Source organism: Massilia sp. NBRC 108631 (genome assembly GCF_059704565.1).
In genome coordinates, this window is sequence record NZ_BAAKJE010000067.1 from 1 (window position 1) to 1,327 (window position 1,327).

1 protein-coding gene and 1 rRNA gene are annotated in these 1,327 nt (G+C 63.8%); both read right to left on the minus strand.

Annotated elements, in window-relative coordinates; genetic code table 11:
- Positions 1-1,014 (minus strand): tetratricopeptide repeat protein (locus AC6H42_RS08515; RefSeq protein WP_497547830.1); only part of this gene is annotated, 1,014 nt, incomplete at its 3' end.
- Between the two features lie 218 nt (positions 1,015-1,232).
- Positions 1,233-1,327, minus strand: a 5S ribosomal RNA gene (rrf, locus tag AC6H42_RS08520); the annotation flags it as partial.

The following is a 1,327-nucleotide window of genomic DNA, read 5'->3' on the forward strand; positions in this document are numbered from 1 at the left end:
CCAGCCGTTGACGCGGGCCAGTACCTCGTCGCGCTCGTTGGCGCCGGCCGGGGCGGCAAGCTTGGGCGCGTCAGCTTTGACTGCGGTCGCCGCGGCAACGGCGGCAACCGGTACCGGCGCCGGCGCCGAGGCCGGAACCGGGCTCCGGGCAGGGGCCGGGGGCAACTTGGGTAGTGCGGCTGCTGCAGCAGGCGCTATGGCCAGTGCAGGTTTGGCGGGCGCTGCGGCTATGGCTACAGGCGCAGGGGCAGGGGCGGGCTTGGCGGCAAGCGGGGGCGGCGCCGGCGGCGCAGCCTGTGGCGCCACTGCCATCGACGGAATACGCTGCATCGGCACGCTCTTCGGTTGTTCAGGTATCTGCGACACCAGCTTGACCGGGGCGGCCGGCGCAGCAGATGCGGTCGCGGCGGGAGCGGCGGGAGCGGCGGGAATAATCGCCGCTGGCGCAACGGGAGCCGGCGCCGCCTTGCTGCCGGTACTGCTGGAGAAAGTACGCAACAGTGTGAGTTTGGACGTGGCCGGCGGCGTGGTGGTGCCCAGCGCCAAGGCCTTGTCATATGCCTGGCTGGCCAGCCGGCCGTACACGTCGCCCAGGTTCTCGTACGCCGTCATGTAGCTGGGATTGGTGCGGATAGCTTTTTCCAGCGTCACGCGCGCCTTGTCGTACTGGCCGCTGGCAGCATACAGCACGGCCAGGTTGTTGTACGGTTCCGGCAGATCCTTGTAGTCCTCCGTCAGCTTGGTGAAGATGGCGATCGCCGCCTCCGACTTGTTCTGCTCCGTCAGCAGCACACCCTTCATGAAGCGCATTTGCGGATCTGCCGGATTCCTGGCCAGATAGGCATCGGTACGCGCCAGTGCTTCGCCGGCCTTGCCGGCGCGCATCAGCTTGCTCACTTCGGCCAATTCATCGGCAAATACGGGCGTGACCAGCAGCGCGGCGAGCAGTCCGGCTCCGGTACAGACGTTACCTACGGCACGGCGCAGCGTGTTGGGGTCGGTCTTGGCGGTCATGGGAGTTTGAAGGAGGGAAAGCGGACATGGTACACCGAATGTTGCCACGAATCAAAACCGACAGTTACCAACCAGCCACACTGCGTCCAAACGCAAAAAAGCCCACCAAGATCACTTGATGGGCTTTTATTGAGAAGCACGGCACTGCAGTACTGAAAAAATGGCCGATAAATGCGAAAAGCCCACCAGCTTTACTGGTGGGCTTCTCTGTATAACTAGCCTGACGATAACCTACTTTCACACTGGTTGCAGCACTATCATCGGCGCAAAATCGTTTCACGGTCCTGTTCGGGATGGGAAGGGGTGGGACCGA